Raw genomic sequence first — 26398 nt, 5'->3', positions numbered from 1 at the left:
GCCTGATCCCAAGGTCCATTCTCGCCAAATCGACAGTCCACTCCAGCGCAGAGCATCATGGTCAAACGTGAGGAAGGCGCCCTGCTCCAGTCGATCGTGCTGGACCGCGAGGGCGAGCACGGGCTCAGCGTCCAGATCTGCGCGGGCCTGCGCGAATTGATCCTCGGCGGCACGCTCAAGGTCGGCGAGCGCCTGCCGGCGACGCGCACGCTGGCGCAGGAATTCCGGGTCGCCCGCACCACCATCGTCGAGAGCTTCGAGCGGCTTGCGGCGGAGGGTCTGATCGAGACGCGGGTTGGGTCCGGCACCTATGTCAGCCAGGCTCTGGCGAACGAGCGCCCCGCCCCGGCCGCCGCAGCCGTCGCCGCGCCGACGGCGCGGGTCAAGCTGGCGCAGGCGATGAACACGGCGTCAAAACTGTTCGGCACGCGCCTGCCGCATCAGCCGCGCGCCTTCACCACGGCGATGCCGGCCTTCGATGCGTTCCCGATGGCGCAATGGGCCAGGCTCTCGGGCAAGCACTGGCGCAAGCCGCGCCATCAGGTGCTCGGCTATCCCGACCCGCATGGCGAGCGGGCCCTGCGGCAGGCCATCGCCGCGCATCTCAGGCTCAACCGCGGCATCGCCTGCGAATGGCAGCAGGTCTTCGTGGTGGCGGGCGCGCAGCAGGCCTTCCAGCTCATCGCGGCGACGCTGCTCGACCCCGGTGACAAGGTCTGGTTCGAGGATCCCGGCGCTATCGGCGCGCGCAACAGCATGATCCAGTCGGGCGTCGAGATCGTACCCGTCCCGGTCGACGAAGCCGGGCTCGTGGTCGAGGAAGGCCTGCGCCGCGCGCCCGAATTCCGGCTCGCCTTCGTCACGCCGGCGCATCAGCAGCCGCTCGGCGCCAAGATGAGCCTGGAGCGGCGCCTCGCCCTGCTCGAAGCGACCGAGGCCAGCGGCGCCTGGATCATCGAGGACGACTGGGACGGCGAGTTCTGCTTCCAGGGCGCGCCGATGGCGACATTGACCAGCATCGATCGCAGCGGCCGGGTGATCTACGTCGGGACCTTCTCGAAGACGCTGTTCCCGTCGCTGCGGCTCGGCTTCCTCGTCGCGCCACCGCACCTTGTCGAGCAGATGGGCATCTGCCTCGAGGCCTTCTCTCCCGGCGTTCCGACCGCGCTGCAGGGCATCGTCGCCGATTTCATCGTCGAGGGGCATTTCGCGACGCATGTGCGGCGCATGCGCAAGCTCTACCAGGAACGCTACCAGGCGCTGGAGGATGCGGCGCGGGAACATCTGGCACCCGATCTGGAAGTCGTGCCGACCCAGACCGGCATGCACACCATCGCCTATCTCCGCGACGGGCTTGATGCCGTCGCGCTGACCCAGGCCGCGGCCCAGCGCGGCGTGACGGTCGCTCCGATCAGCCGCTTCTGCCTCGAACCTGTGGTGCGTGACGGGCTCGTGCTCGGCTTCAGTGGCTTCACGCAAGCGGAGATCAGGGCCGGCGTCCTCGACCTGCGCCGCGCGATCGGCGACCTCATGGCGGGCAGCGAATGGACTGGCGCTTCGGCGGGAATGGCCCTTAGCGGGAAGCCCAATCGTTCCTAGGAATCGTGTCGGGCAAGCTGGATGAGAGCATCTTGACGGAATGGGACGTGATCATCGTCGGGGCGGGTTCGGCCGGCTGCGTGCTGGCAGGGCGGCTCGCCGAGGCCGGCCAGGGCTCGATCCTGGTGATCGAGGCCGGGCCGCGCGATCTCAGCCCCTGGGTCCACCTGCCGATCGGCTACGGCAAGACCTTCTACCATCGCCGCATGAACTGGATGTACCGGACCACGCCGCAAGCCGAGCTGGACGGGCGGGAGATCTACCAGCCGCGCGGCAAGGTCGTGGGCGGCTCCAGCGCGATCAACGCGATGGTCTATGCCCGCGGCCAGGCCGAGGATTTTGACGAATGGGAGCGGCTCGGCAATCCCGGCTGGGGCTGGGCCGAGGTGCTCGCCGCCTACAGGCGCATGGAGGACCATGCCCTGGGTTCCTCCATCTGGCATGGCGCCGGCGGGCCGCTCCATGTCGAAAATGTCGCGGCTGAAGTCCATCCGCTGACACCCCTCTTCGTCAGGGCGGCCGGCGAAGCGGGCCTGCGCTTTAACCCCGACCTGAACGGCGCGACCAGCGAGGGCGCCGGCTTCTACCAAATCACCACGCGCGACGGCCGACGTGAATCGGCGGCGCGCGCCTTCCTGCATCAGGCAAGGCGGCGCGGCCGCGTGAAGCTCGAAACCGACATGCAGGTGACGCGCATCCTGTTCGACGGACGGCGCGCCATCGGCGTCGAGGGGAAGCGCGGCGGCGAGACCCTGCGCTTCGGTGCCCGCAGGGAGGTCGTCCTCTCCGGTGGCGCGTTCAACTCGCCGCAATTGCTGCAGCTCTCCGGCATCGGCCCTGCCGAGCTCCTGAAGCAGCACGGCATCGCGCCGCTGCTCGACCGGCCGGCGGTCGGCCGCAACCTGCAGGATCATCTCTGCTACGACCATGTCTATCGCTCGAAGCGGCCGAGCCTGAACGACGCGCTGTTGTCGTGGCCGGCCCGCATCGGCATGGCCGCGAATTACCTGCTGCGGCGGCGCGGGCCGCTTTCGCTCAGCGTCAACCAGGGCGGCGGCTTCTACCGCACAAGGCCGGAGCTGACGCGACCGGACATGCAGCTCTATTTCTCGCCGCTGAGCTATGAACGCGCCGTGCCGGGCGTGCGCGCCCTGATGAAGCCCGATCCGTTCCCCGGCTTCAGCCTGAGCGTTTCGCCCTGCCGGCCCTTGAGCCGCGGGCATGTCGCGATCCGCTCGCCCGATCCGCATGCCGCGCCGGAGATCGCGCCGAACTACCTCTCCGAGCCCGAGGACCTGCGCCTCTTGCTGGATGGCGCCCGCTTCCTGCACCGGCTTGCGGCGACGCCGACGCTTTCCGCTCTGATCGATACCGCGATTCGCCCCGGCCCTGAGGCCGTCGACAAGGCGGCGCATGTCGCCGCTATCCGCGCGAACGCGTATTCGGTCTTCCACCCTTGCGGGACCTGCCGGATGGGCCCCGATGCGAGCGACGCCGTGGTCGATGCCAGGTTGCGGGTGCATGGCATCGAAGGTTTGCGCGTCGTCGATGCCTCGATTTTCCCGACGATTCCCTCCGGCAACATCAACGCGCCCGCCATGATGGTCGGGGAGCGCGCCGCCGCCCTGATGGCCGCCAGGTGACGCGGAACCCCTCTGAATATTCACGCCACAGGATGCGAGCCGGCTATTCCGCCGGACGCATTCCCGTGTGAAGATCGCGCATCGGAGATGGATGACCGGCATGACGCAAGCCTACACGTTCGACGCTCTGAAAGAGGATGTCACCGCCGGTCGCATCGATACCGTGCTCGCCTGTCTCGTCGACATGCAGGGGCGCCTGATGGGCAAGCGCTTTCATGCCGCCTTCTTCCTCGAAAGCGGGCATCACGAGACGCATAGCTGCAACTACCTGCTCGCGACCGACATGGAGATGGAAACCGTAGCCGGCTATGCGGCGACGAGCTGGGCCGCCGGCTATGGCGACTATACGATGAAGCCGGACCTTTCGACCTTGTGCCGCGTGCCCTGGCTCGAAGGGACGGCGCTCGTGCTCTGCGACGTGCAGGACCATCATGGCCATGACATCCCGCATTCGCCGCGCGCCGTGCTTAAGAAGCAGGTCAAGCGGCTCGAGGCCATGGGGCTCAAGGCCTATATGGCGACCGAGCTCGAATTCTTCCTGTTCGACGAGACCTATGAAAACGCCTGCGCCGGCGGCTATCGCGACCTCAAGACCGCGAGCAGTTACAACGAGGACTACCACATCTTCCAGACGACCAAAGAAGAGGCAGTGATGCGGGCGATCCGCAACGGATTGCAGGGCGCCGGCATCCCGGTCGAGAACTCCAAGGGCGAGGCTTCGGCCGGGCAGGAGGAGATCAATGTCCGCTATGCCGACGCGCTGACGATGGCGGACCGGCATGCGATCATCAAGAACGCCTGCAAGGAGATCGCCTGGGCGCAGGGCAAGTCGATCACCTTCCTCGCCAAGTGGAGCAACGCCCATGCCGGATCCTCCTCGCATATCCACCAGTCGCTCTGGAGCGCCGACGGCAAGACCCCGCATTTCCTCGATGCGCAGGCGAAGCACGGCATGTCGCCGCTGATGCGGAACTATGTGGCCGGGCTTCTCGCGCATGCCTCCGACATCACTGGCTTCCTCGCGCCCTATATCAACTCCTACAAGCGCTTCGTCGCCGGCACCTTCGCGCCGACCAAGGCGATCTGGAGCGCCGACAACCGCACCGCCGGCTACCGGCTCTGCGGCGCCGGCACCAAGGGCATCCGCATCGAATGCCGCGTCGGCGGCTCGGACCTCAACCCCTATCTCGCCATGGCGGCGCTGCTCGCCGCCGGCATCGACGGCATCGAGAAGAAGATGGAGTTGGAAGAGGCCTTCGTCGGCGATGCCTATGGCGACCGGAACGTCCGCGAGATCCCCAAGACCCTTCGCGACGCGACCGTCGCGCTGAAGGGCTCGGCGATGCTGCGCGAGGCCTTCGGCGACGACGTGATCGACCATTACGTCCGCGCCGCCGAATGGGAGCAGGAGGAATACGACCGCCGGATCACCGATTGGGAAGTGAAGCGCGGTTTCGAACGCGCCTGACCCGGCTCCCTCCCCCAGCAGCGAATTTCAGCCAGACGGATAGTGACTATGACGATGATCCGATGCGTGTCGCCGGTGGACGGTTCGGTCTTTGCCGAGCGGCCCACCTTGAGCCTCGACGATGCGAAAGCCGTGATCGCCCGCGCCCGCAAGGCGCAGAAGGCCTGGACCAGGCGTCCGCTCGACGAGCGTATCGCACTGGTGCTCAAGGGTGTCGCGCGACTCAACGAGATGGGCGATGAGGTCGTCACCGAGCTCGCCTGGCAGATGGGCCGACCGGTGAAGTATGGCGGCGAGTTCAAGGGCTTCAACGAGCGCTCGAACTACATGGCCTCGATCGCGCAGGAGGCGCTGGCGCCACTCGTCATCGAGGACAGCGCCGCCTTCAAGCGGTTCATCGCGCGCGAGCCTCATGGTGTCGTTTTCGTCATCGCGCCGTGGAACTACCCCTATATGACCGCGATCAATTCGGTCGCGCCGGCCCTGATCGCCGGCAATGCGGTCATCCTCAAGCATGCCAGCCAGACGCTGCTCACCGGCGAGCGATTGGCACGCGCCTTCCATGAAGCCGGCGTGCCGGAAGAGGTCTTCGCCAATGTCTTCCTCGACCACGAGACCGCGTCGCGCCTGATCGCCGAGAAGCAGTTCGACTTCATCAATTTCACCGGCTCGGTCGCGGGCGGGCAGGCGATCGAACGCGCCGCTGCCGGCACCTTCACCGGGATCGGGCTGGAGCTCGGCGGCAAGGACCCCGGCTACGTTATGGACGACGCCGATCTCGACAAGGCGGTCGATACGCTGATGGACGGCGCGACCTTCAATTCAGGGCAGTGCTGCTGCGGCATCGAGCGCATCTATGTGCATGAGAGCCTCTATGACGCTTTCGTCGAGAAATCGGTCGCCTGGGTGTCGAATTACCGGCTCGGCAACCCGCTCGATCCCGAAACTTCGCTCGGCCCGATGGCGCATAAGCGCTTCGCACAGGTGGTGCGCGAGCAGATCGCTGAAGCGACCGCGAAAGGCGCGCGGGCGCTGGTCGATCCCAAGCTGTTCCCGCAGGACGACGGCGGCGCCTATCTCGCGCCGCAGGTCCTGGTCGATGTCGACCATTCCATGACGATCATGCGCGAGGAGACCTTCGGCCCGGCGGTCGGCATCATGAAGGTGCGCGATGATGCTGAGGCGGTCGCTCTGATGAACGATTCCAAATACGGCCTCACCGTCTCGCTTTGGACCGGCGATGCCGAGCGCGCCGCCCGTTTGGGTGCAGAGCTCGAAACCGGCACCGTCTTCATGAATCGCGCCGATTATCTCGACCCGGCCCTGTGCTGGACCGGCGTCAAGGAGACCGGGCGCGGCGGCTCGCTCTCGGTCATCGGCTTCCACAACCTCACCCGTCCGAAATCCTACCATCTGAAGAGAGCTGGCTGATGCCGATCACCGCGAACTGGAGCTATCCGACCGCCGTCAAGCTGGGCGCCGGGCGGATCAGGGAAATGGCCGATCACTGCAAGGCGCTCGGCATGAAGCGGCCGCTGCTCGTGACCGATCGCGGGCTGGCGAGCATGGCGATCACCGCCAACGCGCTCGACATCCTCGAGGCCGGCGGGCTCGGCCGGGCGATCTTCGCCGATGTCGATCCGAACCCGAACGAGCGCAATCTCGACGCCGGCGTCCGGGCCTTCAAGGCGGGCGGGCATGACGGCGTCGTCGCCTTCGGCGGCGGCTCCGGCCTCGACCTCGGCAAATGCGTGGCCTTCATGGCCGGCCAGACCAGGCCGGTCTGGGATTTCGAGGATGTCGGCGACTGGTGGACGCGCGCCTCCACCGAAGGCATCGCGCCGATCGTCGCCGTGCCGACCACGGCTGGCACCGGCTCCGAGGTCGGCCGCGCCTCGGTCATCACCAATTCGCAGACCCATACCAAGAAGATCATCTTCCACCCGAAATTCCTGCCGGGCGTGACGATCTGCGACCCCGAACTCACCGTCGGCATGCCCCGGGCGATCACGGCCGGCACCGGCATGGATGCCTTCGCGCATTGCCTGGAGGCCTATTCCTCGCCCTTCTTCCATCCAATGAGCCAGGGCATCGCGCTCGAAGGCATGCGACTGGTGAAGACCTATCTGCCGCGCGCCTTTGCCGATGGCGGGGATATCGAGGCGCGCACGCAGATGATGGCAGCCGCCGCGATGGGTGCCGTCGCCTTCCAGAAGGGGCTGGGCGCGATCCACTCGCTCTCCCACCCGGTCGGCGCGGTCTATCACACCCACCATGGCACCACGAACGCGGTGGTGATGCCGCCGGTGCTGCGCTTCAACCGCCCGGCGATCGAGGAGAGGATCGCAGCCGCCGCCGCCTATCTCGGCATCACGGGGGGCTTCGACGGCTTCTATGATTTCGTGCTGAAGCTGCGGGCCGATCTCGGTATCCCCGACAAGCTCGCTGCGCTCGGCGTCGGCACCGACCGGATCGACGAACTGGCCGAGGCCGCGGTGGCCGATCCCTCGACCGGCGGCAATCCGGTGGAACTCACGGTCGATGCGGCGCGGAAGCTGCTGATCGAGTCGATCTGAGACCGACGAATACTCTCAACCGGCGCGCAGATTGCGGACGATGTTCGCGGCGCGCCGGATCGCGGTGACGACGGCACCGATCGCGATCAGCCAGAGCGCGCTGGTGAGCACCTGATTATGGCCGCTCCAAAGCGGCTCGGCCAGCGACAGCACGGCCGCCGCCGTGATCACCGCCATGCGGTGCTGCTTGGCCATCGGCCCGGAGAAATCGGCAGGCAAACCGCAATTTCGGCCGAGCTCGCGGATATAGGCGGTCAGCACGGCGAAGGCCGCCGCCGCCCAGCCCAGCGTCGGCACGCCCGCGCCATAGCTGGCCCCGACAAGGATCAGGATATCGGCGACGCGGTCGGGGAATTCGTTCCAGAACGGCCCGTCCGGAGCCTGCTTGCCGCCCTCGATCGCCACCATCCCGTCGAAGAGATTGCAGAGCAGCCTGAACTGGCAGAACAGCGCGGCGAGCAGGAGAAGGGCCACGCGGGAACCGCCCATGGCCGTGCCTGCCTGCCAGAAGACGACGCCGGCAACGGCAGCCATCACAATGCTCGCCATCGAGATCTGGTTCGGAGTCACAGAGGCCGTGCTCAAGCGGCGGGCGATGGCGCGGGCCCAGCCGGAATCGCGGCTGGCGAGCGGGCGGCGATTTTCGTCCTGCGCCATGGTTCAGGCCTTCCGGATGCGCCAGAGCGAATAATTGTAGAGCGCGGCGTAGCTCGTCGCGACGGTGAGCGGCACGGCGATGGTCTTCGCGATCTCGGGCGTGCCGCCGAGCGTATGGAGAAAGGTCAGCAGGCTCGCGGAGACGAGACCGGCGATTACGGGCGGCGCCAGCAAGGCCGTCAGGCCCGAAAAGCGGCTGGCGAGATATTCGATCGCGCGCTTCAGCACCAGCGTGATCGTGGCCGAGATCGCACCCTGCAACAGCCCGGCCTGAAGCGGCGCCGGCATCGGATGGGCGCGATTGGCGAAGGCTGCCCAGCCGCCCATCGCGAGAAAGGCGAAGCCGACATGGACGACGCTGCTCCGCATCAGGCGCGCGAATGGCGCGCTCATACGGCCGACCAGCCGTAGCGGACGAGATGAAAGAAGATCGGGGCGGAAAACACGACCGAGTCGAGCCGGTCGATGAAGCCGCCATGGCCCGCGATGAGATGGCCCCAGTCCTTGACGCCGCGATCGCGCTTGATCGCCGACATGACGAGCCCGCCGAAGAAGCCCATGAGGACGATGACCAGCGCAAGGAAAGCCGCCTGAAACGGTGTGAACGGCGTCATCCAGGACAGGCCAGCGCCGACCGCGGTCGCGCTGAGCGCCCCACCGACGAAGCCTTCGACCGTCTTCGAGGGCGAGAGCTTCGGCGCGATCTTGGTGCGGCCGATGAGCTTGCCCCAGACATATTGCAGGACGTCGCTGATCTGCACGACGATGACGAGGAAGGCGATCAGCAGGACATTGCGCCCCTCATAGCCGGCGATATCGAGGCTCAGCAAAGCCGGCACATGCGAGGTGGCGAAGACGCAGATCATCAGCGCCCATTGCACCTCGGCAATGCGCACGAGGAAATGATCGGTATCGCCACGCGCCGCGGCGATGATCGGCATCAGCAGGAAGGCGTAGACAGGGATGAAGATCGAATAGAGCCCGTACCACTCGATCCAGATCAGGTAGTACTGCACCGGCAGCACGACGAAGAAAGCCGCGGCCAGCGCCCAATGATCGGCCCGGCGCGTATCGGTCAATGTGATGAATTCGCGCAAGGCCGCGAAGGAACAGAAGCCGAAGAGCAGGGTTACGCCGGTCTTGCCGCCGATCAGCGCGAGCCCCATCAGCACGACCATGATCCACCAGGCCCGGATGCGGTCGTTCAGATTCTCGACCACGGCGTTCGAGCCATCAGGCGAGAGCTTGCGCTGCAGCACGAAGCCGATGGTGGAGGCGACGACGAGGACGCCGAGGATGCCGGCGAGCACGGCCACGAGATCGGAATGCGGCATCGTCATGGCGCGTTCGCCTTCGGGGACAGGGCGAGCAAAGCGGCTTCGGCCCGCGCCAGGAAATCCTGCTTCGCCTCGCCGTCAGCAAGGCGAAGCGGCGCGCCGAAGGTCACCGTGCAGATCAGCGGGATCGGCACGAACTCGCCCTTGGGCATGACGCGGTTGAGATTGTCGATCCAGGCCGGCACCAGCGCCACGTCCGGCCGCGCCTGCGCCAGATGGAACAGTCCGCTCTTGAACGGCAGCAGGCGCGCCTCGGTGGTGTTGCGCGTGCCCTCCGGGAAGACGATGAGCGAGGAGCCGGCATCGAGCGCCTCGGTCATCTGGGCGATCGGGTCGCTCGTCCGGCTCTCGCGATCGCGGTCGATCAGGACGGCATTGAAGACGTTGCAGCCGATGAAGCGCCGCAAGCTGCCCTTCAGCCAGTAATCGCTTCCGGCGACGGGCCGGGTCGTGAAGCGCATGCGCCGCGGCAGCACGGTCCAGATCAGGACGAAATCGCCGTGGCTGGCATGATTGGCGAAGTAGATGCGCTGTTCGTCGGCGGGCGCAGCGCCCTCCCAGCGGCCGCGCGCGGCGGTGATGAAGCGGGCGAAGAAGAGAATGAGCGCGCCAGCCACGCTTGCCCCTGCCCCACGCATTCCCCGATCTCGCCCCCGTTCGCCGTGCAGTGGAGGTAGCGCCTGTTTCTGGCCGTGTCGATATCGACAGCTCGCCACCCCACGGGCAGCCGGCACAACAGCCGTGGACAAGGTTTCCCGGCGTCAGTGCGCATAGGGGTCGGCCGGTGTGCCGTCCTCGGTGTCGACATCACGCGGATCGAACGCGGCGGACCATGCCGATAGCTCCTCCCTATTCCCGCTATGGAACACCGCCTGCCTCAGGAAGACGCGCAGCGCCTGCCGGCCGAACCGGCTGCGCGGCGCCTCGAAAGCCTCAGCAGCGAGACCGGCGGCGATGGCCTCACGCGCGCTTCGCTTCAGCGCGATCAGCGCAGGGTCGCCGAAGCGATCGACAAGCGTTTCGAACGCCAGGAAGGCTTCGCGGTCGAACGCGTGAGGCCGGCCCAGGCTATCCTTGAGCGGGTGCGCCGGGACAAGATGGGCGCAGGGCACGAAGCCCTCCGGCATCGGCTCGGTCGCAGCATGGGTGCGGCCGCTGCGCAGGAGCTGGGGCAGCACATGGGTATGCGGGCCTTCCGGGCTGCGGCCATCGGCCGGCGGAATCGGCTGATAGACCTCGCAGCGGCCGAAGCGGGCGATGAAGACCCGGTGCGGTCCCGCCGCGACGATCACGCCCATCGCGGGATTTCCGGGCTCGAACAGGGAACGCCCCGCTTGCCCCCGCAACGCCGCGATCAAGGCCGGATCAGCCGTGCGGATGCAGATATCGGCCTGGAGCGTGCCGAGCCCCATATCGAACAGGATGCCCGCCGCATCCTGCGGACGCAGCGCGCCCGCGTCCGGGCCGAGCTCGGTCAGGACAGTGCGCCGGTTCATCGCGCAAGCGTCCTCCGGCAGGCAGAGCGCGACGCGGTGATTCCAGCCGCTGCCGACGGCGCTCTCCGATGCATGGAGGCGCACGCCGTCGAGCCGGCCGAAGCCGACCCCGCCGCGGGCCGTCGTCGCCGAAAGCCGATCCGGTTCATCGACGATCTCGAACGGCTCGCCGGCGTCGCGCATGAATTCCGCGATGGCGCCGAAGGTGCCGAGGTTCCACTGGCTGCCGGCGTCGAGAAGATGATCGCGCAGAAGGCTGCGCACCGTGTCGGTTCCGATCATGAAGCAGTCTTTCCGTTGTCGAGTGTGCGCCAGGGCAGGAGGAAGGGCTCGCCGGCATGGGCGCCGCGCAGGGCATGGATGCCGAAGACCTGCGCCAGCCTGACATCGTCGACAACTTCGGTTGGTGCTCCGTCGGCGATCCGCCGGCCATGGTCGAGCAGGAGGAGCCGGTCGCAGAAGCGAGCGGCCAGCGTCAGATCATGCAGCACGACGACGACCCCGGTGCCGTCACGGCTGATCCGGCGCAGCAGTTGCAAGGTGTCGAGCTGGTGCTGAGGGTCGAGCCCCGCCAACGGCTCGTCCGCGAGGAGATACGGCGCCTCCACCGCAAGCGCCCGCGCCAGCAGGACGCGGCGGCGCTCCCCGCCCGAAAGCGTGCCGACCGAACGGCCGACGAATCCGGCGACATCGCAACGCGCCAATGCCCGCGCGACCGCCTGCCGATCCGCATCCCCCAGCTCGGCGAAGGGGCGGCGATGCGGCAAGCGGCCGAGCCCGACCAGTGCCTCGACCGAGAGCGCCGCCGGCGCCTCACCGCCCTGGGCGAGGAAAGCGACGCGGCGAGCGAGCGCAGCTCGACCACGTTCTCGCGCCGTAGCACCGTCATAGTCGACCCTGCCACGATTCGGCGCGAGCAGTGCCGCCAGCACCCGCAGCAAGGTGGTCTTGCCGGCACCGTTGGGACCGATCAGGCCGAGCAGCTCGCCGGGCCGGACCTCGGCATCGACCTCTTGCAGGATCGGCTTGCCGCCGAGCGAGACCGTGATGCCGGACGCCGTGATCGCCATCACAGGGCCTCCCGGCGCAGACGCTGCACCAGTGCGAAGAGGAAGGGCGCGCCGATCAGTGCGGTCACCACGCCGAGCTTGAGTTCCGGCCTGACGGGCATGAGCCGAACGCCGATATCCGCCGCCAGGACGAGAATGGCGCCGCCGAAGCCGCTGGCGATCAGCAACCGTCCCGGCCGGTGGCCGACCAGCGGACGCAGCAGATGCGGCACGACGAGGCCGACGAAGCCGATCGCGCCGGTGACGGCGACCGCACTGCCGACCGCCAGCGCTGCGCCGCCGATCAGTCGCGCCCGCAGCCAGCCGAGATCGAAGCCGAGGCTCGCGGCCGTATCCTCGCCGAGGCTGAGCGCATCAAGCGCCGGCGCCGTCGAGGCCAGCAGGAGCCAGCCGACCAGCATCAGCGGCAGAGCGAGCGCGACATGGTTCATGCTGCGGTCCGCCAGCGAGCCCATCAGCCAGAACACGATTTCCAGCGCCGCGTAAGGATTGGGCGCGAGGTTCAGTGCGAGCGCGGTCGCGGCGCCCGCGAAGCTGTTGAGCGCCACGCCGGCGAGGATCAACGTGGTCGTGCTCGCGCCACGGCCAAGCAGGATGAAGAGGATCACAGTCGCCATGAGCGCTCCCGCGATGCCGCCGAGCGGCAGGGCGAGCGCAAGGCTGGCGGAGAGCCCGCTATAGAAGACGAGGACGGCGCCGAAGGCCGCCGCGCTGGAGATGCCAATCACGCCGGGCTCTGCCAGCGGATTGCGCAACAATCCCTGCATCGCCGCGCCGGCCATGCCGAGGCTGAACCCCACGAGCGCACCGAGCAGGGCGCGGGGCAGGCGCAGTTCATAGAGCACGAGCGCCGGCAGGCTCTTTTGCCCCGCGAGGAGGTCCGTCACCGCCGGGCCGAGCGCCAATGGCGCATAGCCGACGGCCATGGAGATCGCAGTCATCGCCAGAGTGGCGAGGGCAAGCAATCCCAGCAGCGGTGCCGGCCTGATGCCGGGCGAAGCGTCCGGCGTCATGGCTTCTCCTCCACGGCACGCACCAACAACTCGATCGCGTCGAGGACGCTCGGGCCGGCGCAGGTCCATAGCCGCGACGGCAGGGCGACGCGCTTCAGCCGGTCGCCAAGCCGGTCGATCACCGGATGGTGCAGGATCTCGTGCGCCAGGGACGGCGGGCCATCCGGCGTCTCGTTCAGGATCAGGATTTCGGCGCCGCCGAGCGCCACGGTTTCGAGCGCGATCTGCCCATAGCTCTCGACGCCCAGTTCGGCCGCGATATTGACGAGACCGGCGCGGGTCAGAATCTCGTCGACGAGCGAGCCGCGGCCGACCGTGAAGCCGCTGGGACGGAGCACGATCGCCCGCAACGGCCGCTCGACACGCCGAGCGGCGAGGGCCTGCAAGCGCTGCTCGATCCCGACGAGCAAGGCCTGCCCGCGAGCGGGCTCGCCGAGAACATCGGCCATCTCGGCGATCTGCGCCTTCATTTCCGCGAGATTGTGGGGAACGCCGAATTCCCTGACGCCGATGCCGACCCGCCCGAGCAGCGAAACCGTGGCGCGCGTCGTATAGGTGCCGGCGACGACGAGATCGGGGTGAAAGCCCAAGACTTCCTCGGCAAGCCCGTGATTGGCCGGTATCAGGCGGGCGGCGTCCGCCATGTTGGCGTTGCGCGGGTCCTGCGACAGCCATGTCACCGAAGCGATGCGCTCGGGATCGGCCAGGCGCAGGACGAGCTCGTCGGTACACATATTGAGCGAGACGATGCGGGCCGGCCGCTCCGCAGCAAGCGAGACCGATGCCATCGCGCCCGCAAGCGCGATGGGCAGGAGGCAGGCGCCGCGCAGGCGGCGCAGGGCGAGAGGCAGGTTCATCCGCCGATGGCCACCTTGATTCCGCCGAAAGCGCCGAACCCCGGCACGAGGAAGCCGACCGGATTCTCCCAGCGCTTGTCGAAGAGGTTATCGACCCGCCCGAACACCGTCACCTTGTCGGTCGCCTTGTATTCGGCGGCGAGGTTGACCAGCGTCGCCCCCTTCGCGCGCATGCGGGATACCGAGAAGTCGCGATTGCCGTCGACCCAGGAGCCCACATAGATCAACGTCGCGGAGAGGCTGAGCTTGTCGGTCGGCGTCCAGGTCGCGGTCGCGCTCGCCTTGTGGCGCGGCCGGCGCAACAGTTCCTGCCGGGCGATCTCGTCCCTGGCGAGGGTGAAGGTGTAGTCGGCGCGGATGCGGAACTGGGGCGAGATTTCCAGTGCGGCGAAGGCCTCGACGCCCTTCGTTCTGGCCTTGCCGATATTGGCGTAGGAATCGCGCGTGACATTGGTGACGATCAGGTTGTCGATATCGTTCTGGAACCAGGTCGCGCCGAATTGCAGGCGCTTGTCGAAGAGCGGCTGCTCGAGGCCGATATCCCAGCCGCGGCTTTCCTCCGGCTTCAGGTTCGGGTTGCCGAAGAAGTTGTAGCCGGGGCGATAGTCGATGAAGAGCTCGCTCAGCGTCGGCGCCTTGAAGCCGGTGCCGTAGCTCGCCTTCAGCTTGGTTTCCGTACCGGGGATGATGACGGCCGGGGTGACGCGGTAGGTCGTGTGCCCACCATAGCTGTCGTCATGGTCGTGACGGATGTTGGCCGCCAGGAAATAGCGATCCTCGATATTGCCCTGGTATTCGAGATAGGCCGCCTTGTTGCCGTTCGAGGCGATCAGGCTCGTGGTATCGAGCCGCTCGCGCTCATATTGCAGGCCCGTGATCAGGTTGTGGCCCTTGATGATCTCGAGATTGCCGCGCCAGTCGAGCTTGGTGCGCTCGCCGAGGCTCTGATTGGGCAGGCCAAGCAGGCCTGTCGCCGCGGAGGCCGTCCGCGTTCCCCTGTCCTGCCGCGAATAGGACACGCCGAAGGTGTTGACGAAGCGCCCGCCAAACGGGTCCCAGACCACCTCGCCGCGGGTGAAGGCCTGCGCGTAGTTCTGCAGGGAGCGATAGGGCGAGGGCGTGCTCGGGAAGCCGGTGTCGCCGGTATAGCGCAGCTGGCCGTCCTGATAGCGGCCGACCCAGTTCAGCGTCAGCGTGTCGGTGAGCGCAAAGCCGAGGCGTCCCGAATAGCTGTAATTGTCGAAGATGTTCGGATTGATCCGGCGGCCGGGCGGTACGAGGTTCGGCGGCGTCACCTCGGTTCCGTCGGCGCGGAAATGGCTGGCGTTGAAGGCATAGTTGAAGCGCGCATCGCCCCCGCTGAAGCCGAGGGACTGGTTGAAGCTGCCGTGCGAGCCGCCCTCGACGCGCGCGGTCACCTTCGGCGGCCCTTCGCCGCGCTTCGTGGTCACCGAGATGACCCCGCCCAGCGCGTTGGCACCGTAAAGGCCGCTCTGCGGGCCGCGCAGCACCTCGATGCGCTCGATATCCTCGGTCAGCATCGAGCCGAAATCGAAAGAGCGGTTCGGCGCCGAGGGGTCATTGGCCTCGATGCCGTCGATCAGCACCTTGACGTGATTGGAATTGGTGCCGCGCATGAAGACCGAGGTCAGGCCGCCCGGCCCGCCAGTCTGGACGATGTTGAGCCCGGGCACGGCGGCGAGCGCCTGCGGCAGCGTCCGGCGCTGCTGCTGTTCGATATCCCCGGCGGTGATGACGGTGACGGAGCTCGCGACCTCGCGGGCGGGCGTCGGCGTTCCCGTGGCGCTGACGACGATCTCGTCGAGCGCCACGGTGGCGGGGGCGTTCTGGGCAAAGGCCGGGGCAGTTGCACCGGCGATGGCAAGGCAGGAAGCGGACAACAGCAGGCGGCCGCATCCGGCGGCCGGGAGGAAGAATTTCACGATGGAGACCTCGGGCGTTGACGTCAGTGGCACGTCACCGCGAACGCGATCTCCCATCAGCCGTACGAAAGACGGCGAACAGTCGAATCAGCGATCGGCGCACCCCGGCCGAACGTGTCCGCGTGTGACCACGGCTGACGGCAGGTCTCCTGGCTCGCGGGTCGTTGCCTTTCGCCGCCTTCCCAGGTCCGAGGCCCCAGTGGCGTATGGCGAAAGGCTCGCCGCTTACAGTTGCGGGGGCAGCCGCGGCATGGGGTGGTTCGACACCCGCACCGCGTTCCCTTTTGATCCCGTGAGGGAACCGTCGCGCTCAGGCTTATGGGGAGATCGGGCCGGCGTCAAACGGAGGTTCCCGATCCTGCTTTCCGCCTTGGGACCTGATGCCGTTTTCCGTCACGATATGGCGCATCGGGATATCGAAGTCGTGCGGCCGGATCGTCGTCATCTCCGCCATCTCGTAGCCGACCCCGATCGCGATCGTGGATGGCGGCAGCGCCGCCAGCGTGCGGTCGAAGAAGCCGCCGCCATAGCCCAGCCGGTAGCCCTGCGCATCGAAGCCGACCAGGGGCGCGATGACGATCCGGGGGAAGACCGGCACACCTGCAGCCGGCACGGGGATGTTCCAGACGCCGCGCTCCAGCCGCTCGCCCTTGCGCCAGAGCCGGAACAGCAGGGGCTTGCCGCGCTCGACCACGACCGGCAGTGCAGCGAGGCCACCGCGCTCGCGCAGGCTTCGGAACCAGTCTCGCAGGTCCGGTTCGCCACGGAACGGCCAGTAACCGCTAACGAGGACGCCGGCGGGATCGCCGATCAGCGCGTCGAGATGACCGGCGATCCGACGCCCGAGCGCGTTTCGAGCGCGGGCCGACATCGCCAGACGGGCTGCGATCAACCGCGCCCGTTCGGAGCGCCGCCATTCGGTCAGGCTCGGTTCGGGCTGCGCCTGCCCGGCTCTGCGCGGCGGCGTCAGCCCGGAATAGGCCGGATCGATCTCGTGCAGCAGGCAAGCCGGCGAAGCATAGTCATTCAGATCATCGTCGCCCTTGCCCATCAGCTTCCGGCCTCCCTCGCCACGACGCGCCAGCCACCCCCGGCCCGAGCGAGGCTGCGCGCGAAGGTCCGGACCTTGGATCTGCGGCTCATGAGCATTCTGCGCAGGCAGGCCATGCAATCAACCGAATTCAGGGTTGATGGAATACGGCAATCTTCGATGCAGATCGCTCTGGAACGCCGAATTCGCCGGCACCTCCGGTACCCATCGGGCACGGAAATGCTCTATGCTGCCGGGATCAGAAGCAGATAGGCACCCGCTCGATGCTGGCCGAGACTTTGCCCCCCGCGAGCGTGGGCGTCACCGTCAAACTCTATGACGACCTCTCCTCGGCCATCGTCTCCGGGGAGATCGCGCCTGGCGCCAAGCTGAGCGAGCCGGCGATCGCCCGCCGTTTCGGTGTCAGCCGCGCGCCGGTGCGCGAAGCGATCCGGCGCCTGCAGGAGCGCGGGCTCGTCACCTATGTCGCCAACCAGGGCGCCCGCGTCGCCGAGCCGAGCGCGGCCGAGTTCCTCGCCCTGCTCGACGTGCGCGAGGCGACCGAGGGCATGGCCGCCCGCCTCGCGGCCGAAAGCATGAGCGAAGCCGAGATCGCCGCGCTGGACGCACTGGTCCGGGGTCATCGCGGCGAGATCGAGCGCAACCCGATGGGCGCCTATCTCCAGGACGAGCCCGAGGCGGATTTCCACCGCCGGATCGCGAAGGGCAGCGGCAACCCGATCCTCGCCGAACTGCTCTGCGAGCAGTTCTATCCGCGGCTGCGACTGTGCCGGCGCCTGCACTCCACCGTGCCGGGACGCGGTCGTGAGGCCTGGGGCGAGCATATGCGGATCACCGAGGCGATCAGCCATCGCGACGGCGAACTGGCGGAGATCCTAATGCGGCGCCATATCCGCGCCGCGCGCATGGCGCTTCAGGCCGCGCTGGCCGCGAATGTCGGTACCAAACCGGGCAAGCGCCGGACCGGAGCGAAGCGCTAACCTGCCCGGCCAGCAGAGGTCGCCGGCTCTTCTTCGGCACTGGCGCGCCGGCGCAAGCGCGCGAGCACGGGCGGCACGACCAGCACCAGCGCCGCGATCGCAAGCAGTGTCGCCGCGATCGGCGTGCCGATCAGCACGCTCCAGTCGTTCTGACTGACAGCGAGCGCACGCCGGAGCTGAATTTCCGCCTGCGGGCCGAGGATCAGCCCGATCAGGGCCGGTGCGATCGGGAAATCATGGACGCGCGCGACATAGCCGACGAGGCCGAGGCCGCACATCAACGCCAGGTCCATCCAGGAGGTCGAGAGACCCCAGACACCGACCATCGCGAAGACGACGATGCCGCCATAGATGTATTGCCGGGGGATCAGCAGCAAACGGACCCAGATGCCGACCAGCGGCAGGTTGAGGATCAGCAGGATGACGTTGCCGATATAAAGCGAGGCGATCAGGCCCCAGAGCAGATCGGGGTTGGTGGCGAACAGCAGAGGCCCGGGCTGGAGCCCGTAATTCTGGAAGGCAGCGAGCAGGACGGCGGCCGTCGCGGTCGAGGGCAGGCCGAGCGTCAGGAGCGGCACGAGGATGCCGGCCGCCGCCGCGTTGTTGGCGGCTTCGGGGCCGGCGACGCCTTCGATCGCTCCCTGTCCGAACTCCTCCGGATGCTTGGTCAGGCGGCGCTCCAGCGCATAGGACAGGAAGGTCGGGATTTCCGTGCCGCCAGCCGGCAGCGCGCCGATCGGAAAGCCGATGACGCTGCCGCGCAGCCAGGGCTTCCAGGAGCGCTTCCAGTCCTGCTTCGTCATCCAGCTTCCGCCGGAGAGCGGATTGATCGCGGCCGGCGCAGCCCCGCTGCGGCTCGCGACATAAAGCGTCTCGCCGATCGCGAAGAGAGAGACCAGCACGACGGTGAAGGGGATGCCGTCGAGCAGTTCGAGCGTGCCGAAGACCATGCGGGTCTGGCCGGTCTGGGTGTCGATGCCGATCGTCCCGAGCGCGAGCCCGAAGAACAACGCGGCGAAACCCCGCACCATCGAACGCCCCATCACCACGGCGACCGAGGTGAAGGACAGTATCATCAGGGCGAAGTAATCCTCGGGGCCGAAGACGAAGGCGAGCTCGGCGATGGCCGGCGCGAGGAAGGTCAGTGCCAGCGTGCCGATCGTACCCGCGACGAAGGAGCCGATCGCCGCCGTCGCCAGTGCCGCCGCGCCACGGCCGCGCCTTGCCATGCGGTTGCCTTCGAGCGCCGTCATCACCGAGCCGCTCTCGCCCGGCGTGTTCAGCAGGATCGAGGTGGTCGAGCCGCCATAGAGCGCGCCGTAGAGGATGCCGGCGAACATGATGAAGGCGGAGGCCGGGTTGACCTGCGCGGTGACCGGCAGGAGCAGCGCGATGGTCAGCGCCGGCCCGATGCCGGGCAGGACGCCGACCGCCGTGCCGAGCCCGCAGCCGACGAAGGCCCAGAACAGGTTCATCGGCTGCAAGGCAACCGCGAACCCGCCGAGCAACTGGTTCAGGATGTCCATGCTTTAGCCCAGCAGCGGAAAGAAGGGGCCAAGGCTGATGCCGAGGCGGGAGAAGCCGAGCCAGGCGAGACTGGCGATCGTTGCGCCGATCGCAAGATCGAGCAGGGTGCGGCGCGAGCCGAAAGCGTGGGTCACCAGCGTGAAGGCCAGCATCGCGCTGAACGGAAACCCGAGCCAGCGGATCGTCAACAGCGGCACGCCGACGCCGGCCAACGCCATCAGGAAGGCGGGACGGGAAAACGGCGCCTCCTCCTCGTCCTCACTGGGCGGCGCCAACTGCCCCTTCAGCGCCTGCATGATCAGCAGGAAGCCGAGCAGGACAAGGACGAGTCCGACGGCGAGCACGATCGCAGCCGGCCCAAGGCCGACATAATTGGTGGTCGAGGCAATGCCGCGCGCGCCATTGAGCCAAAGCGCGCCCATGACCACAATGGCGAGCCCGAGCCACCAGGGCCGCCCGCCGCCGGCCGCAGCCGAATCGTTCTTCATCGACGACATCTGCCTTGCCCTGCCCTTTCGCGATGGACCGCGGGCGGCGCGCTTACGCACGCCGCCTGGCTTCGTCGAAGGCTATTTCAGGATGCCGACTTCCTTGAGCGCGCTCGTCCAGTTGGCGTCCTCGCTCTTGAGGAAGGCGTCGAAGGCATCGCCCGGCAGATAGGCGTCCTCCCAGCCTTGCGTCTTCAGCGTCTCCTTCCACTCCTTGGTGGCATGGAGCTTGGCGAAGCGGTCGAGCCAGGTCTTCTTGGCGGCGTCGCTCATGCCGGGCGCACCGACGAAACCGCGCCAGTTGCCGACCTCGACCGGGATGCCGGCTTCCTTCAGCGTCGGGGCGTTGAGGCCCTCGACCCGCGTCGGGCCGGAGGTCGCAATGATGCGGATGCGGCCGGATTCGGCGAAGGCGCGGAATTCCGAAGCGCCGGAGATCGCCGCCTTGATCTTGCCGCCGCCGAGCGCAGCCAGGATCTCGCCGCCGGAGAAGGCGACGAAGTTGATCTTCGAGACCGGCGCACCGGCATGTTTGGCGAGCAGCGCCAGCATGACATGGTCGGCGCCGCCGGCCGAGCCGCCGCCGACGGAGAGCGCGCCGGGATCGGCCTTGAGCGCGGCAATGAAGTCCGCCGGCGTCTTGATCGGCGAGTTCGCGGGCACGGCGATGGCGTTGTACTCGTTGGTCAGGCGCAAGAGCGGCGTCGTGTCCTTGAGCGAGACCGGCGTCTGGTTGGTGATGACGCCGCCGACCATGATGACGCCTGTGACCAGCAGGGCGTTGTCATCGCCCTTCGCGGTGCGGACGAATTCGGCGAGGCCGATCGTGCCGGCAGCACCGCCCTTGTTGGTGAAGGACGCGCCGTCCGTGAAGACCTTGGACTGGGCGAAGGCCGCCATGGTGTGGCGCCCGGCTCCGTCCCAGCCACCGCCGGGATTGGCGGGAATCATCACCTTCGCCGGTTCAGCCAGGGCCGTGCCGGCGCCGAGCCCCAAAGCCAGAACGCCGGCCATCGTCAAACGCTTCAGCATTTCCATTTCCTCCCGTTGTCGTTACGCCGCCTGTTTCGGCTGGTCGTTCTCTTGCCGCGTCATCCGCGGTTCGGATGCCGGATCATTCCGGCACCTGGTGTCCTCATGCGCTGCGCTCGCGCTGCGGCATGCCTTCCGGCGCGATGGTCGCGACGATCGAGGCGTCCAAAGCTTCGTAATCGGCGAGGCCGATCGTCTTGTAGAGCTCGACCCGCGTCTGCATCTGCTCGACCATGGCATGGGTGCTGCCGTCGCGGGCAAGTGCGGCGTAGAGCTTTTCCTGCGCCTTGTTGGCGACACGCAGCGAGGAAACCGGCCAGATCACCATGCGATAGCCCATCGCCTCGAATTCGGAGGCGGTGAAGAACGGCGTGCGGCCGAACTCGGTCATGTTGGCGAGCAACGGCACACCGGGCACACGGCGCGCGAATTCGCGGAACATCTCGGCCGTGGTCAGGGCCTCCGGGAAGATCGCGTCCGCACCGGCCTCAAGATAGAGCTTCGCACGGGCGACCGCGCCGTCGATGCCCTCGCTCGCGGCGGCATCGGTGCGGGCGATCACGTAGAGATGGCGGCGCGCCTTCACGGCGGCAGCGACCTTTGCCGCCATATCATGGGCGTCGGCGAGCTTCTTGTCGTTGAGATGGCCGCATTTCTTGGGCAGGAGCTGATCCTCGATATGGACCGCGCCGGCGCCCGCATCCTCGAAGACACGCACCATGTGCATCACGTTGAGCGCCTCGCCATAGCCGGTATCGCCATCGACCAGCAGCGGCAGGCCGGAGGCCCGCGCGATCTGGCGGATGAAGAAGGCGACCTCGTCGACGGTGATCATGCCAAGATCGGGGATGCCCATCGAGGCGGTCATCGCCGCGCCCGACAGATACAAGCCCTCGAAGCCGGCCATCCTGGCCTGAATCGCGGCCATGCCGTTATGGGCGCCGGGCAGGCGGGCGATGCCGCCGCGCTCGACCAGCGCCCGGAAGCGCTGGCCGGCCGGCTCGGAGGGAAGATCGGAGGCGACGAGATAGGGCATGGGCACTCAGCTGCAGTAGAGATCGACGTAATCGTTGACCGAGATCGCCTCGAGCTTCGCCTGATCCAGGGAGACGTCGAGGATCTGGCGCTGACGCTTCTCGACGAAACGACGGGCGAGATTGGTGCGGAACTTGGCTTCGAGCAGCGGGATGCCGTCAGCGCGGCGGCGCTTGTGGCCGATCGGGTATTCGACCACGAGCTCGGGCAATACCGTGCCGTCCTTCAGCGTCACCGTCATGCCGTTGGCGATCGAGCGCTTATCGGGGTCGTGATAGTCCTTGGTGAAGCCCGGGTCCTCGACGCACTCGATCTTATCGCGCAGCGCATCGATGCGGGGATCGGCGGCGATATCATCCTCGTAATCGGCGGCGGTGAGGCGGCCGAAGATGAAGGGCACGGCGACCATGTACTGGATGGTGTGGTCGCGATCGGCCGGATTATGCAGCGGGCCGCGCTTGTCGATGATGCGGATGCAGGCCTCGTGCGTGCGGATCTTGATCGAGGCGATGTCGTCGCTGCTGCGGCCCATCGCCTTGAGCTGATCGTGCAGCGTCATCGCGGCCTCGACCGCGGTCTGCGAGTGGAACTCGGCCGGGTAGGAAATCTTGAACAGCACATGCTCCATCACATAGGAGCCGTAGGGGCGCTGGAACTTGAAGCTCTGGCCGCGGAACGAGGCGTCGTAGAAGCCCCAGGTCTTGGCCGACAGCGCCGAGGGGTAGCCCATCTCGCCGGTGCGGGCGATCAGGGCGAGCCTGACGGCGCGGCTGGTGGCATCGCCCGCCGCCCAGCTCTTGCGCGAGCCGGCATTGGGGGCGTGGCGATAGGTGCGTAGCGCCTGGCCATCGACGAAGGCGAGCGAGAGCGCGTTGACGATCTCGTCGCGGTCGAGCCCGAGCATGCCGGCGACGACCGCCGTCGAGGCGACCTTGACCAGGATGACATGGTCGATGCCGACCTTGTTGAAGGCGTTCTCCAGCGCCAGGCAGCCCTGGATCTCGTGCGCCTTGATCATCGCGGTCAGCACGTCGCGCATCGTCAATGGCGCCTTGCCGGCCGCGATCGCGGTGCGCGAGAGCCAGTCGGCGACGGCGAGGATACCGCCGAGATTGTCGGATGGATGGCCCCATTCGGCCGCGAGCCAGCAATCGTTGAAATCGAGCCAGCGGATCATCGTGCCGAAATTGAAGGCCGCCTGGATCGGATCGAGCTGGTAGGGCGTGCCGGGCACGCGGGCGCCGTTCGGCACGACTGTGCCGGGAACGACGGGGCCGAGCAGCTTGGTGCAGGCAGGGTATTCGAGCGCCTCCATCCCGCAGCCCATCGTGTCGATCAGGCAGTTGCGGGCGGTCTCGTAGGCGAGGCTGCTCTCGACGCGGTAGTTCAGCACATAGTCGGCGATATCGACCAGCACGCCGTCCGGAGCCGGACGCTCATTGTTGTTGAATGTCGCCATTTTCGGCCGTTCCTCGCATCGATCGCCCGCCTTTTCGTCCTGGCCGGCGCTTATTGTCGACACAAATTACATCGACCCGCCCGTTTGACAAGCGGTTCCGGTTCGCTAATCTAAAAATTGTCGACAATCGAACAGGGCTGGCAAGAGCCCGGATAGCGACGCCAACCCGCCACCGCAGGCAGAATTTGGGAGGAACGCCATGAGAACAACGATCGCCACCTGCTGCGCGCTGCTGCTCTCGGCAACCGTCCACGCGCAGGACTTCCAGCCGCAGAACCCGGAATGCATCGCCCCCGCCGCGCCCGGCGGCGGCTTCGACCTGACCTGCCGTTTGACCAGCCGCGTGCTCAACGAGACCGGGCTGGTCGGCCCGTCGATCCGCACCACCAACATGCCGGGTGGCATCGGCGCCGTCGCCTATAACAACATCCAGGCGCAGCGCGCCGCCGATCCCAATGTCATCGTCGCGGTCTCGACCGGTTCATGGGTCAATCTCGCCCAGGGCAAGTTCGGCCGCTTCAGCGAATCCGACGTGCGCTGGCTCGGCGCGATCGGTGCCGATTACGGCGTGCTCGCCGTGCGCAAGGACAGCCGCTTCAAGACGCTGGCCGACGTGGTCGAGGCCCTGAAGAAGGACCCGACTTCGGTCAAGGTCGGCGCCGGCGGCACGGTCGGCAGCCAGGACTGGATGAAGCCGGCGCTGGTGCTGAAGGCGGCCGGCGTCGATCCGCGCAAGATGCGCTACCTCGCCTATGAAGGTGGCGGTGAGGCGATCGGCGCCCTGATCGGCGGTCATATCGACCTCTTCCCCGGCGATGCCTCCGAGGTGCGCGGCCAATTAGAGGCCGGCGAGATCCGCCTGCTCGCGACCTTCTCGGAGAAGCGCCTGCCGGGCGCCTTCGCCGAAGTCCCGACCGCCAAGGAACAGGGCTACGACGTGCAATGGCCGATCGTGCGCGGCTTCTATGCGCCGCCGAAGGCACCGGAAGCGTCCTATGCCTACTGGACCGGCATTCTGACCAAGCTCAACGCCGATCCGCGCTGGCAGAAGGCGCGCGGCGAGCAGGGCCTGTTCGAGTTCAGCATGGTCGGCACCGAGTTCGACGCCTTCGCCAAGAAGCGGACCTCCGACTTCCGGGCGCTGGCCGCCGAGGTCGGCCTGGCCAAGTAAGGCAGAAGCCTTTCGCCAAGCCAAGGGAACAGGACGGGAGGAGATCATGATCGATCGCCTGGTCGGGTTGATCTGTGCGTTGCTCGGCGCGGGCGCGATCTGGCACGCGCAGACCCTGCATGTGCCCTTCGCGGCCGATCCCGTCGGGCCGCGCATGTTTCCGACGATCACCGGCGCCGTCCTGATCCTGGGCGGAGCCATCCTGATGCTGCGCCCCGGAACGGTCGCGCTGGAGTTCGGGACATGGCCGCGCGCGCTCGCCGTGCTCGTGGCGAGCCTGATCTACCCGCTGCTCCTGCTGCCGATCGGCTTCATCGCGGCCACCGCTCTGCTCTGCTTCGTGGCCGCGCTGGCCTTCCACGCGCGGCCATTGCCGGCGGCGGCCTCGGCCGTGGCCACCGCCATCGTCTTCTTCGTGCTGCTCGACAAGGTGCTCGACCTGCCATTGCCGCGCGGGCCGCTGGGGATCTGAGATGGACGCATTCGCCGCCCTCATCGCCGGCTTCGAGGTCGCGCTCACCCCGCTCAACCTTGCCGTCGCCTTTGCCGGCGTCGCGCTCGGCACCGCGATCGGTGCGTTGCCGGGCATCGGGCCGATCAATGCCGTCGCCCTGCTGCTGCCGCTCTGCTTCGCGCTGAAACTGCCGCCGGAGACGGCGCTGATCCTGCTCGCCGGACTCTATTACGGCAGCGGCTATGGCGGCCGCATCTCCTCGATCCTGCTCAATATCCCCGGCGATCCCGGCCTGGTGATGACGACGCTCGACGGCTATCCGCTGGCCAAATCCGGGCGCGGCGCGGCGGCGCTGGCGATCAGCGGCATCGGCAGCTTCGTCGGCGGCACCAGCGCCGTCGTCCTGATGACCTTCCTCGCCGTGCCGCTGGCGCGGCTCGCGCTGTCCTTCGGCCCGGCCGATTACGTGGCGCTGATGGTGTTGTCCTTCGCGCTGCTCGGCACGATGAGCGAGGGCAAGGCGGTCAAGACCTGGATCGCGGTCGCGCTCGGGCTCCTGCTCGCCATGGTCGGAATCGATGGCGGCACCGGCGTCGAGCGTTTCACCTTCGGCTCGCTCGAACTCCTGGGCGGCATCGACTTCACCAGCCTGACCATCGGCCTCTTCGCGGTCGCCGAAATCCTGATGCTGGCGGAGGGGATGATCAGCGGCACCGTCTCGCGCACCGGCGACGGGGCGCGCCTGACGTTCCGGGAAATCCTGTTCTGCACGCCGGCGATGCTGCGCGCGACCGGCATCGGCTTCTTCCTCGGCGTGCTGCCCGGCACCGGCGCCTCGGTCGCCTCCGCGATGGCCTATACCGCCGAGAAGCGCGTCTCCGACGAGGGCAGCTTCGGCAAGGGCGACATGCGCGGCCTGGCAGCGCCCGAAACCGCGGATAACGCCGCGCAGACCGCCTCGATGGTGCCGATGCTGGCGCTCGGCATTCCGGGCTCCGGTACCACCGCCGTGATGCTCGGCGCCTTCATGATGTATTCGATCACGCCCGGCCCGCTGCTGTTCACCCAGCGGCCCGAGGTCGCCTGGGGCCTGATCGCCTCGATGTATATCGGCAACCTGATGCTGCTGGTGCTGAACCTGCCACTGGTCGGACTGTTCGCGCGCCTGCTGCTGGTGCCTGCCTGGATCCTCTATCCCGGCATCCTCGCCTTGTCCTATGCCGGCGTCTACGCCGTCTCGAACTCAGCCTTCGAGCTGATCATCACGACCGGCATCGGCATCCTCGCCTATATCCTGCGCAAGGTCGGCATTCCGCTGATCCCGCTGATGCTCGCCTTCGTGCTGGCGCGATTGCTGGAGGACAATTTCCGGCGGGCTTTGTCGCTCTCGGATGGCGGCTACGAGATCCTGTTCTCGACGCCGACCAGCATCATTCTCTGGCTGCTGGCGATCGTTGCGATCGGCCTGCCATTGATCCGCAAGCCAAAGCTTCATCCGGTCGTGCCGGTGGCCGAGGCCGGAAAGCCGGGCGCCTGAACGGC

General features: G+C 67.4%; 24 protein-coding genes and 1 riboswitch. Of the genes, 9 read left to right on the top strand and 15 right to left on the bottom strand.

The window, feature by feature from the left end:
- Positions 1 to 57: 57 nt before the first annotated feature.
- The 5 genes from pdxR (at position 58) to ACWIEX_RS00705 (ending at position 7286) form a co-directional block, all read left to right on the top strand.
- Entirely contained in the window at positions 58 to 1599 is a 1542-nt protein-coding gene (gene pdxR / locus ACWIEX_RS00725; RefSeq protein WP_454031250.1) for a MocR-like pyridoxine biosynthesis transcription factor PdxR, read from the top strand.
- Between the two features lie 32 nt (positions 1600 to 1631).
- Complete coding sequence (locus tag ACWIEX_RS00720) at positions 1632 to 3242, top strand: GMC family oxidoreductase (RefSeq protein ID WP_454031249.1); 1611 nt, start codon at positions 1632 to 1634, stop codon at positions 3240 to 3242.
- A gap of 100 nt (positions 3243 to 3342) precedes the next feature.
- Positions 3343 to 4710 (top strand): glutamine synthetase family protein, encoded by a 1368-nt coding sequence (locus ACWIEX_RS00715; RefSeq protein ID WP_454031248.1) that lies wholly within the window; start codon positions 3343 to 3345, stop codon positions 4708 to 4710.
- Positions 4711 to 4758: 48 nt separating this feature from the next.
- Positions 4759 to 6141 (top strand): aldehyde dehydrogenase family protein, encoded by a 1383-nt coding sequence (locus ACWIEX_RS00710; protein WP_454031247.1) that lies wholly within the window; start codon positions 4759 to 4761, stop codon positions 6139 to 6141.
- The gene (locus ACWIEX_RS00705) at positions 6141 to 7286 is read left to right on the top strand and encodes an iron-containing alcohol dehydrogenase (RefSeq protein WP_454031246.1); all 1146 of its coding nucleotides are present in this window, start codon (positions 6141 to 6143) and stop codon (positions 7284 to 7286) included. Before ACWIEX_RS00710 ends, ACWIEX_RS00705 begins: the two co-directional genes overlap by 1 nt.
- A 15-nt stretch (positions 7287 to 7301) precedes the next feature.
- On the opposite strand, the gene ACWIEX_RS00700 is transcribed toward ACWIEX_RS00705, so the two are convergent.
- The 10 genes from ACWIEX_RS00700 to ACWIEX_RS00655 all read right to left on the bottom strand — a co-directional run bounded on the left by ACWIEX_RS00700 (position 7302) and on the right by ACWIEX_RS00655 (position 16710).
- Positions 7302 to 7943, bottom strand: a complete 642-nt coding sequence (locus ACWIEX_RS00700) for a CDP-alcohol phosphatidyltransferase family protein (RefSeq protein ID WP_454031245.1) — start codon at positions 7941 to 7943, stop codon at positions 7302 to 7304.
- Positions 7944 to 7946: 3 nt separating this feature from the next.
- Entirely contained in the window at positions 7947 to 8336 is a 390-nt protein-coding gene (locus tag ACWIEX_RS00695) for a hypothetical protein (protein WP_454031244.1), read from the bottom strand.
- Complete coding sequence (locus tag ACWIEX_RS00690) at positions 8333 to 9283, bottom strand: phosphatidate cytidylyltransferase (RefSeq protein ID WP_454031243.1); 951 nt, start codon at positions 9281 to 9283, stop codon at positions 8333 to 8335. Before ACWIEX_RS00690 ends, ACWIEX_RS00695 begins: the two co-directional genes overlap by 4 nt.
- A complete protein-coding gene (locus tag ACWIEX_RS00685; protein WP_454031242.1) occupies positions 9280 to 9918 on the bottom strand; it encodes a lysophospholipid acyltransferase family protein in 639 nt (212 codons plus the stop codon). Before ACWIEX_RS00685 ends, ACWIEX_RS00690 begins: the two co-directional genes overlap by 4 nt.
- Positions 9919 to 10041: 123 nt before the next feature.
- Entirely contained in the window at positions 10042 to 11058 is a 1017-nt protein-coding gene (locus ACWIEX_RS00680) for a DUF6925 family protein (RefSeq protein WP_454031241.1), read from the bottom strand.
- The gene (locus ACWIEX_RS00675; RefSeq protein WP_454031240.1) at positions 11055 to 11846 is read right to left on the bottom strand and encodes an ABC transporter ATP-binding protein; all 792 of its coding nucleotides are present in this window, start codon (positions 11844 to 11846) and stop codon (positions 11055 to 11057) included. Before ACWIEX_RS00675 ends, ACWIEX_RS00680 begins: the two co-directional genes overlap by 4 nt.
- Positions 11846 to 12859, bottom strand: coding sequence for a FecCD family ABC transporter permease (locus tag ACWIEX_RS00670; RefSeq protein WP_454031239.1), 1014 nt, complete (start codon positions 12857 to 12859; stop codon positions 11846 to 11848). Before ACWIEX_RS00670 ends, ACWIEX_RS00675 begins: the two co-directional genes overlap by 1 nt.
- The gene (locus ACWIEX_RS00665) at positions 12856 to 13716 is read right to left on the bottom strand and encodes an ABC transporter substrate-binding protein (RefSeq protein ID WP_454031238.1); all 861 of its coding nucleotides are present in this window, start codon (positions 13714 to 13716) and stop codon (positions 12856 to 12858) included. The genes ACWIEX_RS00670 and ACWIEX_RS00665 overlap by 4 nt, the downstream gene beginning before the upstream one ends.
- Complete coding sequence (locus tag ACWIEX_RS00660; RefSeq protein WP_454031237.1) at positions 13713 to 15659, bottom strand: TonB-dependent receptor plug domain-containing protein; 1947 nt, start codon at positions 15657 to 15659, stop codon at positions 13713 to 13715. The genes ACWIEX_RS00665 and ACWIEX_RS00660 overlap by 4 nt, the downstream gene beginning before the upstream one ends.
- A 122-nt stretch (positions 15660 to 15781) precedes the next feature.
- Positions 15782 to 15980, bottom strand: a riboswitch (cobalamin riboswitch).
- On the bottom strand, positions 15976 to 16710 hold the full coding sequence (locus ACWIEX_RS00655; protein WP_454031236.1) for a 5-formyltetrahydrofolate cyclo-ligase: 735 nt from the start codon (positions 16708 to 16710) through the stop codon (positions 15976 to 15978). Its footprint overlaps the riboswitch before it by 5 nt.
- Before the next feature lie 263 nt (positions 16711 to 16973).
- Here ACWIEX_RS00655 and ACWIEX_RS00650 point away from each other — a divergent pair, with 263 nt between their 5' ends.
- Complete coding sequence (locus ACWIEX_RS00650) at positions 16974 to 17690, top strand: GntR family transcriptional regulator (protein WP_454031235.1); 717 nt, start codon at positions 16974 to 16976, stop codon at positions 17688 to 17690.
- Here ACWIEX_RS00650 and ACWIEX_RS00645 read toward each other — a convergent pair.
- The 5 genes from ACWIEX_RS00645 to ACWIEX_RS00625 all read right to left on the bottom strand — a co-directional run bounded on the left by ACWIEX_RS00645 (position 17687) and on the right by ACWIEX_RS00625 (position 23231).
- Positions 17687 to 19216, bottom strand: coding sequence for a tripartite tricarboxylate transporter permease (locus ACWIEX_RS00645; RefSeq protein ID WP_454031234.1), 1530 nt, complete (start codon positions 19214 to 19216; stop codon positions 17687 to 17689). The two genes, ACWIEX_RS00650 and ACWIEX_RS00645, sit on opposite strands and share 4 nt — an antisense overlap.
- A gap of 3 nt (positions 19217 to 19219) precedes the next feature.
- Entirely contained in the window at positions 19220 to 19705 is a 486-nt protein-coding gene (locus tag ACWIEX_RS00640) for a tripartite tricarboxylate transporter TctB family protein (protein ID WP_454031233.1), read from the bottom strand.
- Between the two features lie 81 nt (positions 19706 to 19786).
- Positions 19787 to 20737 carry a Bug family tripartite tricarboxylate transporter substrate binding protein gene (locus tag ACWIEX_RS00635; protein ID WP_454031232.1) on the bottom strand — a complete coding sequence of 317 codons (951 nt, stop codon included), beginning with the start codon at positions 20735 to 20737 and terminating at the stop codon, positions 19787 to 19789.
- A gap of 103 nt (positions 20738 to 20840) precedes the next feature.
- Positions 20841 to 21773, bottom strand: coding sequence for a methylisocitrate lyase (prpB, locus tag ACWIEX_RS00630; RefSeq protein ID WP_113586212.1), 933 nt, complete (start codon positions 21771 to 21773; stop codon positions 20841 to 20843).
- 6 nt (positions 21774 to 21779) lie between these two features.
- On the bottom strand, positions 21780 to 23231 hold the full coding sequence (locus ACWIEX_RS00625) for a bifunctional 2-methylcitrate dehydratase/aconitate hydratase (protein WP_454031231.1): 1452 nt from the start codon (positions 23229 to 23231) through the stop codon (positions 21780 to 21782).
- A gap of 199 nt (positions 23232 to 23430) precedes the next feature.
- On the opposite strand from ACWIEX_RS00625, the gene ACWIEX_RS00620 reads away from it, so the two are divergent.
- Genes ACWIEX_RS00620 through ACWIEX_RS00610 form a run of 3 tightly spaced genes read left to right on the top strand, consistent with a single transcriptional unit; the run spans position 23431 to position 26393 of the window.
- Positions 23431 to 24402, top strand: a complete 972-nt coding sequence (locus ACWIEX_RS00620) for a Bug family tripartite tricarboxylate transporter substrate binding protein (RefSeq protein ID WP_454031230.1) — start codon at positions 23431 to 23433, stop codon at positions 24400 to 24402.
- Between the two features lie 46 nt (positions 24403 to 24448).
- Entirely contained in the window at positions 24449 to 24874 is a 426-nt protein-coding gene (locus ACWIEX_RS00615; RefSeq protein WP_454031229.1) for a tripartite tricarboxylate transporter TctB family protein, read from the top strand.
- A 1-nt stretch (position 24875) separates the two neighbouring features.
- Positions 24876 to 26393, top strand: coding sequence for a tripartite tricarboxylate transporter permease (locus ACWIEX_RS00610; RefSeq protein WP_454031228.1), 1518 nt, complete (start codon positions 24876 to 24878; stop codon positions 26391 to 26393).
- Positions 26394 to 26398: the final 5 nt, after the last annotated feature.

Source organism: Allobosea sp. NPDC055353 (genome assembly GCF_053644975.1).
The sequence above is the reverse complement of the archived record's forward strand: the minus strand, read 5'-3'. Positions and strand labels throughout refer to the sequence as shown.

Bases quoted from the DNA above. Each gene is read 5' to 3' on its own strand.
- pdxR (WP_454031250.1), top strand. From the start codon at position 58: ATGGTCAAACGTGAGGAAGGCGCCCTGCTCCAGTCGATCGTGCTGGAC.
- ACWIEX_RS00715 (WP_454031248.1), top strand. From the start codon at position 3,343: ATGACGCAAGCCTACACGTTCGACGCTCTGAAAGAGGATGTCACCGCC.
- ACWIEX_RS00710 (WP_454031247.1), top strand. From the start codon at position 4,759: ATGACGATGATCCGATGCGTGTCGCCGGTGGACGGTTCGGTCTTTGCC.
- ACWIEX_RS00705 (WP_454031246.1), top strand. From the start codon at position 6,141: ATGCCGATCACCGCGAACTGGAGCTATCCGACCGCCGTCAAGCTGGGC.
- ACWIEX_RS00700 (WP_454031245.1), bottom strand. From the start codon at position 7,943: ATGGCGCAGGACGAAAATCGCCGCCCGCTCGCCAGCCGCGATTCCGGC.
- ACWIEX_RS00695 (WP_454031244.1), bottom strand. From the start codon at position 8,336: ATGAGCGCGCCATTCGCGCGCCTGATGCGGAGCAGCGTCGTCCATGTC.
- ACWIEX_RS00690 (WP_454031243.1), bottom strand. From the start codon at position 9,283: ATGACGATGCCGCATTCCGATCTCGTGGCCGTGCTCGCCGGCATCCTC.
- ACWIEX_RS00685 (WP_454031242.1), bottom strand. From the start codon at position 9,918: ATGCGTGGGGCAGGGGCAAGCGTGGCTGGCGCGCTCATTCTCTTCTTC.
- ACWIEX_RS00680 (WP_454031241.1), bottom strand. From the start codon at position 11,058: ATGATCGGAACCGACACGGTGCGCAGCCTTCTGCGCGATCATCTTCTC.
- ACWIEX_RS00675 (WP_454031240.1), bottom strand. From the start codon at position 11,846: ATGGCGATCACGGCGTCCGGCATCACGGTCTCGCTCGGCGGCAAGCCG.
- ACWIEX_RS00670 (WP_454031239.1), bottom strand. From the start codon at position 12,859: ATGACGCCGGACGCTTCGCCCGGCATCAGGCCGGCACCGCTGCTGGGA.
- ACWIEX_RS00665 (WP_454031238.1), bottom strand. From the start codon at position 13,716: ATGAACCTGCCTCTCGCCCTGCGCCGCCTGCGCGGCGCCTGCCTCCTG.
- ACWIEX_RS00655 (WP_454031236.1), bottom strand. From the start codon at position 16,710: ATGGGCAAGGGCGACGATGATCTGAATGACTATGCTTCGCCGGCTTGC.
- ACWIEX_RS00650 (WP_454031235.1), top strand. From the start codon at position 16,974: ATGCTGGCCGAGACTTTGCCCCCCGCGAGCGTGGGCGTCACCGTCAAA.
- ACWIEX_RS00645 (WP_454031234.1), bottom strand. From the start codon at position 19,216: ATGGACATCCTGAACCAGTTGCTCGGCGGGTTCGCGGTTGCCTTGCAG.
- ACWIEX_RS00640 (WP_454031233.1), bottom strand. From the start codon at position 19,705: ATGAAGAACGATTCGGCTGCGGCCGGCGGCGGGCGGCCCTGGTGGCTC.
- ACWIEX_RS00635 (WP_454031232.1), bottom strand. From the start codon at position 20,737: ATGCTGAAGCGTTTGACGATGGCCGGCGTTCTGGCTTTGGGGCTCGGC.
- prpB (WP_113586212.1), bottom strand. From the start codon at position 21,773: ATGCCCTATCTCGTCGCCTCCGATCTTCCCTCCGAGCCGGCCGGCCAG.
- ACWIEX_RS00625 (WP_454031231.1), bottom strand. From the start codon at position 23,231: ATGGCGACATTCAACAACAATGAGCGTCCGGCTCCGGACGGCGTGCTG.
- ACWIEX_RS00620 (WP_454031230.1), top strand. From the start codon at position 23,431: ATGAGAACAACGATCGCCACCTGCTGCGCGCTGCTGCTCTCGGCAACC.
- ACWIEX_RS00615 (WP_454031229.1), top strand. From the start codon at position 24,449: ATGATCGATCGCCTGGTCGGGTTGATCTGTGCGTTGCTCGGCGCGGGC.
- ACWIEX_RS00610 (WP_454031228.1), top strand. From the start codon at position 24,876: ATGGACGCATTCGCCGCCCTCATCGCCGGCTTCGAGGTCGCGCTCACC.